The organism is Endozoicomonas sp. SESOKO2 (assembly GCF_024606245.1).
Classification (GTDB): Bacteria; Pseudomonadota; Gammaproteobacteria; order Pseudomonadales; family Endozoicomonadaceae; genus Endozoicomonas_A.
Window position 1 is genome coordinate 1 of record NZ_JAHHPQ010000505.1, and the last position, 7,570, is coordinate 7,570.

At 48.5% G+C, this 7,570-nt stretch carries 4 protein-coding genes; all 4 read left to right on the top strand.

The features are described from left to right. Positions 1-206: 206 nt before the first annotated feature. The 4 genes from KDK17_RS11590 (at position 207) to KDK17_RS11605 (ending at position 7,460) form a co-directional block, all read left to right on the top strand. Positions 207-2,111, top strand: a complete 1,905-nt coding sequence (locus KDK17_RS11590) for a hypothetical protein (protein WP_257281463.1) — start codon at positions 207-209, stop codon at positions 2,109-2,111. Positions 2,112-2,208: 97 nt separating this feature from the next. After that, positions 2,209-3,669 carry a hypothetical protein gene (locus KDK17_RS11595; RefSeq protein WP_257288144.1) on the top strand — a complete coding sequence of 487 codons (1,461 nt, stop codon included), beginning with the start codon at positions 2,209-2,211 and terminating at the stop codon, positions 3,667-3,669. A 133-nt stretch (positions 3,670-3,802) separates the two neighbouring features. Then, a complete protein-coding gene (locus tag KDK17_RS11600) occupies positions 3,803-5,641 on the top strand; it encodes a hypothetical protein (RefSeq protein WP_257288145.1) in 1,839 nt (612 codons plus the stop codon). Positions 5,642-5,738: 97 nt separating this feature from the next. Then, positions 5,739-7,460, top strand: coding sequence for a hypothetical protein (locus KDK17_RS11605; protein WP_257276156.1), 1,722 nt, complete (start codon positions 5,739-5,741; stop codon positions 7,458-7,460). Positions 7,461-7,570: the final 110 nt, after the last annotated feature.

Consider the following 7,570-nt stretch of genomic DNA (forward strand, 5'->3'; position numbering starts at 1 on the left):
CTCAATTTCTTGCAATCCTCGCTACGGACGCTTAAGTCCGACAGGCTGCTAGTTTTTAACAGAAAATCTTTGACAGAGAAACACACTTATTTTCTTGATCTATCCTTCGTCTCTATCAACTGGAACGCGCGGCTATAATTATTAAACATTCACTCTTTGCGGCACTGCTTTTGCTGACATGTCCTGTCGCCTGTCAGACCGAACCGTTGACAGGACATTATATTGTCGAGCTTGAACAAACTAGAATATTTCCAAACCAGAGCTTTTTTGTAAAGCGTGTTGGAAACCCTTCAGACACTACCAACACAAAAGACTATGCAGGACCAGATTCATCGCCTGATGACAAACCCCGCAGATCTTGGGGCCACGGAGTAGAAACGACCATTATTGAAGCGATTTCCTGGCAATCGGTTTACGCCACTGGCCTGCTGACCCTGACTATCAAAGACGCTCCTCCGGGTGCCGCCGCTTATTCATGGTTACCATTGGAAGTGCTTGTCGATATCATCTGGCTTTTAAAAAGCCACTTAAACATAAAATCATCGTCGTTTGATCTGATCGAACAACAAGAAGCCAGTCAGGATGACCCGTTTGCAACCATCACTATGGTTCTTGGCTCAGGACATAGTCAACAATCATACCAACCATCAAAATCATCAGGTCAGCATGCCACGGAAGCCGCGGCCGATCCTGCAGACTCTTTCGTTAGCCGTCTGTATTCTGGCTCTGGAAGCGGTAACGGGAATCCCCAACAACACCTGCATACTTTGGGTTTAGATTGTTTCATCCATCCCTGTCGTGGCGTTTGTCAATTCCGCCCATCATCAGATAGCAGAGAGCCCTCTGAGCGGCCGTTAGACTCCGGAAAAAGCTCATGTCCCCATTTGGTCAATGGACACTGCTTTAGATGCATGGGTCATTTTGATCCTGTATACATTACATACCCAATGAATGCTGACGCTGACTATACAACTGATGCTGCCGACCAACTCAATTATAATGTGAATTTTCTCTCCAACGCCGTTGGTGTTTCGACCATCAATGAGCTAATCCTTCCACAAAGTCTTCCCGAAGAAGTCGGAATTTGCGATACGCTCGGCCAGTTAACCTCCCTGTTTGAGACTTCAGAAACACATCAAACAACGATAGAATCATCCCAATTGGGTCAGAGTTCATCTCATCTTTACCATACAGTCACAGAACAAGCCCTGTCGGATCACAAGCTTAAATTCCACAGCGGGCAACTGAGCTGTGAGAAAACAGTGATCGGTAAGAATGGTCAGCAACAGTTATGCGGGAAGGTCTGCAAGAGTTATAAAGCCCTTTGGGAACACAAAAAAAGAGCCCACACCGGGCCACAAACCTGTGACGGAATAGTGGTCAGTGAGGATGGCCAGCAGCCTTGCGGCATGGTCTGCAAGAACGCTCAAGCCCTGGTAGAACACAAACGCAAATTCCACAGCGGGCAGCGACCAACCTGTGAGGCAACAGTGGTCGGGAAGGATGGTCAACAGCACTCATGCGGGAAGGTCTTCAACAACAGCAGAGCCCTGTGGGACCACAAAAGAAGAGCCCACACAGGACCACAAGCCTGTAACGAAACAGTGGTCGGCGGGGATGGCCAGCAGCAGCCATGCGGCAAGGTCTGCAAGAATACTCAAGCTCTGTTTGATCACAAACGCCTATTCCACAACAAGCATCAGCCAACCTGTGAGGCGACATTGGTCGGGGAAAATGGTCAGCAGCAGTCATGCGGGAAGGTCTGCAAGAATAATAGAGCCCTGTGGCATCACAAAAGAATAGCCCACAGCGGGCCACAAACCTGTGACTTGACAGTGGTCAGGGAGAATGGCCAGCAACAGCCATGCGGGAAGGTCTGCAAGAATGCTCAAGCTCTGTCGCTTCACAAAAGAAAATCGCATTCCAGGCACAAAAGCAACGCTCACTGCGAGCAACAAACCTGTAACGCGACTCTGGTCGGGGAGGACGGCCAACTGCAGCCATGCAGACAGCTATGCAACAGTGCCACAGCTCTGTCGAAACACAAAAGAAGACACCGAAAGCGGAAGCCTGTTGATGTAGATCAGGATAATCACCTCAGCCGTAATTGACGGAAATACGGACTTATTTTATTGATCTATCCTTCCTCTCTATAAACCAGAACGCAGGGCTAGAATTATCCAATACTCACTCTTTGCGGCAGTGTTGTTGCTGAAATTCTCTGTCACCTGTCAGGCCAAACCGTTAACAGAATGTTTTTTTGTTGAGCTTCAAAAAAATGCGGATTATCCAGACCAGAGCTTTTCTTTAAAGCGTGATCGGCGCACATTTCCAGACATTGCCGACACAAACACTTATCCAGGATCAGCTTCACCATTTGATGACAAACAACAAAGATCGTGCAGTTTCGTGGTAAAAATACCCCCTGCTGAATCGATTTCGCGGCATTTACCATACGCCACTGATCTGCTCGTTGGTTACAAACTAATCCTGACCAACAGAGACGCTCTTCTCGATCTCAACCCTTATTCATGGATACCTATAGAAGTGATTGCCGCTGTGTACTGGCTTTTAAAAAACTATTGGAACCCCAGCTCACCGCCGTTTAACCCAATTGAACAAAAAGAGGCGAATCAGGATCATCCGTCTGCCATCGTAACTATGATGCTTGGCTCTGGAGATGGACAACAATCACACCGGCCATCAGAATCATCCAGGCAGCAAACCCATAAAGCCAACACCCATACTGCTGGCTCTTTCAACAGACCACTGAATACTGACTATGGCGCCGGTAACGATGGTCCTCAGCAAGATCTGCATTCTTTGGATTTAAATTGTTTCGTCTTCCCCTGTTATGGCGTTTGCTGTTTCCGACCATCATCTGATAGCAGAAAGCACGATGAATCGCCGCTGAGCTGCGTACAAAGCTCATGTCGCCATTTAGCGAGAGGACAATGCATTAGTTGCATAGACTATTTTGATCTTTCAAGCGAAAGAAACTACTCGCTTTTCAATGCATTGAATGGCCTCCCTGCCACTCAGCTACAATGCGACTCTGACCAACCATCCAAGACACAGACGAGCAGCTGTGATAGTAGCCCGGAATGTCACTGCAACCTTGCATATATAACGAGCGCAGAGGCTGCCTGTGCAGCTAACATTTCCGGGCAACCGACCTGTGACGTTACCGTGATTCAAAAGAATGGCCAACAACGACCATGCGGGAAGGTCTGCAAAAATGCTAAAGCGCTGTCCGTCCACAGAAGCATGGCCCACAGTGGGAAAAAAACCTGTGGCGTATCCGTGGTCAGGGAAGACGGTCTGCTGCGGCCATGCGGTCAGGTCTGCAAGAACGCTTGCGCACTGTCGGATCACAAAAGAAAAGAGCACACCGGACAACAAACCTGTGATGTCATATTAGTCGGGGAGAATGGCCAGCCACGACCATGCGGGACGACCTGGAAGAATGTTCTGGACCTGTTGAGTCACAAAAGACGCACCCACAGCAATAAACAAGCCTGTGAAGTAACCGTCATCGGGAAGGATGGCCTGCAGCGGCCATGCGGGAAAATCTGCAGTAATACTCAAGCCCTGTACGATCACAAAAAAACTCATCGAAAACGCAAGGCTCTTGATCTGGATCGGAATGATGGCCTCAGTTCTAAATAACGGAAAAACACGGTTATTATCATGATCTATCTTTTCTCTCTGTAGGCCAGGATGCAAGGATATAATTATTAAGCACTCACTCTTTGCGATATTTTTACTACTACTGCCGTTTGTTATCTGTCGGGGCGAACCGTTGACAGAACGTTATATTGTCGAGCTCGAACAGACCAACCAGCACTTTTATACAGAGCGTGACTGGCAAAAACTGACGCACGACGCGTCAGACATCGCCGAAGCAAACAGCTATGCAGGAACACATTTCTCCCTTGATGATAAACCACACAGACCTGGCGACTATGGAGTAAAAACGACCATAATTGAATCAACTTTGTGGCAATGGCTTTATACTACCCATCTGCGGGTTGGTTACAAACTGACCCTGACCGGCAAAGACTCTCCTCTAAGCCCCGGCCCTTATTCATCGTTACCTGTAGAAGTGATTGTTGCTGTCGGTTGGGTTTTAAAAAGCTATTTGAACCTTGATTCACTTCTGTTTGGCCTGATTCAACAATTAGAGACAGCATCCACGCAGGCGCAGGAAGGCAAACCGGATTTGGCCATCACTATGATGTTTGGCTCTGGACATCATCGGACACTACCACCATCAGAACCATCCGGCCAGAGACCATCAGGGGCAACCACCCACCCTAAAGCCTCTTTCAACAGCCCACTGAATACTGACTATGGCGACGACAAAAGAGGCCCTCAAGAAGACTTGCATACTCTGGATTTAAATTGTTTTGTCTATCCCTGTCGTGGCATTTGTATACTCAGACAATCATCCGATAGTAGTTGGCTTGCTGAATCGTCACTAAATTCCGGACAAAGCTCATGCCCCCATTTGACGAATGCGCAGTGTCTTCGTTGCATTGGCTATTTTGATCCTCTAAACGCCAGCGATTCCTCGCCTTTAAAAACATTGGATGATTTCCCTGCCAATCAACTTCAATGCGTATTTGACCGACTGGTTTATCCACAGCCGCAAGGCATTGATAGCAACCCTGCCTATGGCAGGAACTTTTCAGACGGGGTCGCCTTAGACGGGGTCGCCTTAGACGGGGTCGCCTTAGACGGGGTCGCCTCAAAATCAATGGATGCCGGGGCAGACTATAAAACTGAAGCTGTCGGGCAAGCGGCCTGTAAGTTGATTGTGATTGGAGAGCATGGCCAGAGACGACCATGCGAGATTGTTTGCAAGAGTGCTACAGCTTTGTCGGTTCACATAAGAAAAGATCACAGCGGGCAACAAACCTGTGATGTGCCTCTGGTTGGAGAGGATGGCCAGCCACGACCATGCGGAAAAGTCTACAAGAATGCTTTGGTCCTGTCGTCTCATAAAAGTAAAGTCCACAGCGGGCTAAAAGCCTGTGACGTGAGCGTGATCGGGGAGGATGGCCGACTGCAGCCATGCGGGACGGTCTGCCAGAATGCGCTAGCCCTGAGGAATCACAAAGGCAGACTCCATACCGGGCAACAAACCTGTGACATGCTGGTGGTCGGTAACGATGGCCAGTCAGGGCCATGCGGGGAGGTTCTCAGGAATGCTATAGAACTGACTTACCACAAAAACAGAGTCCACTCTAGCCAGCAAATCTGTGGTGTGATGTTGATCGCGAAGGATGGCCAGCAACAACCATGCGGAAAGGTCTGCAAGAATAGCTGGAGGCTGTCGGATCACAAAAGAAAAGAGCACAGCGGACAAAAAACCTGTGACATGATCGTAGTCGGAGAGGATGGTCAGCAGCGGCCATGCGGGAAGCTTTGCAAGAGTTCCAAGGCTCTGACGGATCACAAAAGAAACATCCACGGCGGGCAAAAAACCTGTGACGAGATAATGCTCGGGGAGGATGGCCAGCCACAGCCATGCGGGAAGGTCTGCCAGAATCATCAAGCTCTGTCGAATCACAAAAAAAGACATCGAAAACGCAAACTTGCTGATGCGGCCAAGTACAATGACCTCAGTTCTAAATGACAGAAAAGCTCAATTATATTCTTGATCTATCCTTCCTCTCTGTAAATCAGAAGGCAAGAACACAATTATTAAACACTCACCCTTTACGACACCGCTGTTGCTGCTACTGATGTTTTTTGTCGTCTGTCATGCACAACCGTTTACAGGACGATTTGTTACCGAACTTGAACAGAAAACAGCATCTCCAAAACTGAGCTTTTCCATAAAGCCTGACCGGTGTCCCTTTTCAGACATTGCCGATATAAACGGCTTTACAAAATCATCTTTGCCGACTAATAATATACGACAACGTTCGTTCATTTACGGGATAAAAACGACCGTTGAGTTAATCTTCTGGCAATGGCATTACATCACTCACCTGCTGGTGGGTTACGAACTGATCCTGTCCACCCCGGACGCCTCCCTGTACTCCACTCCTTACTCATGGGCACTTGCAGAAGTAGTTGTGGCTGTCGGTTGGCTTTTACAAAGTTATTGGCATCCCAACTCCCCACTGTTTAAGCTGATTGAACAGCAGAAGGCAACGTTTATGCTGACCCAGGGGGATCAGACATTTGTCACCATCACTGTGATTCCGGACTCTGGGCATAGCCAACAACAATACCAGGCTTCACAACCATCGGGCCAACAAGCCCCGGGGGCAACCATCCAGCCTGCTGGCTCTTTCACTGGCTTCCTTTATTCAGGCTCCGGTAGCGGAGACGGAGAACCTCTGCAACACCAACATACTTTGGGTTTAAATTGTTATGTCTTTCCCTGCAATGGCGTTTGTAGTTTCCGAGCATCATCCGACAGCAGAGAGTCCGCTGAATGGCCACTGAATTCCTTAGAAATCTCATGCCCCCATTTTCCGCAAGGGCACTGTCTTGGTTGCATAAGTCATTTGAATCCTTTAAACGTTGGAGATTCTACGCTTTCACAAGCATTGGATGATCTCTTTGACACTCAACTCGAATTCGAGTCTGGCCAACTATTTCAGCGGCAAGCGCATCAGCCACAAGCCGGAGGCATTAGCGACAATACAGACAATCACTGCACAGTGAATGCAGGGATCGTCTATGCAACTGATACCACTTGGCCAGCCAATGATGATGTACCAATTTGTCTTCTTCCCGGAGGAGCGCCTCGCGGAAGAACTGCACATTACCCACAAACCCTGGCAAATCATAAAAGCAGCAACCACACCGGACAACTAAACTGTGACGTGACCACAGTCGTTGAGGATGGCGAGCCTCAACCATGCGGGAAGGTCTTCAAGAGTGCTCAATCTCTGTCATCTCACAAAAGCAAATACCACACCGGACAAAAAACCTGTGATGTGACCGTTGTCAGAGAGGATGGCCAGCAGCGATGCGGGATAGTCTTCAAGAGTGCTCAATCTCTGTCATCCCACAAAAGCAAATACCACAGCGGGCAAAAAATCTGTGATGTGACCATGTTCAGGGAGGATGGCCAGCAGCAGCCATGCGGGACCGTCTGCCAGAATGGCTACGCCCTGTCGAATCACAAAAGAAGATACCACACCGGGAAAAAAACCTGTGACATGACCGTAGTCGGGGAGGATCGTCAACAGCGGCCTTGCGGAAAGATCTGCCGGAATGCTCTGGCTCTCTCTGATCACAAAAAAACTCAACACGGCGGGGAAAAAACCTGTGACGTGACCGTCGTTGGGGAGGATGGTCAGCAGCGACCATGCGGAAAGGTCTGCCAGAATACTCAAGCTCTAACGAATCACAAAAGAAAACATCGAAAACGCAATCCCGATGATGTGAGCCAGAATAATGACCCCAGCTCTAAAGAAGGTAGAGTAAATAAATAACGAGTCGATCTCTGCAGGGGACAATTTTGTAAAGAATCTTGATATAAAAGGGAGAGTGGGTACTCGCCAGCAGGTATAACTGCAAGCTTATTAACTCAAGCTGAATGATT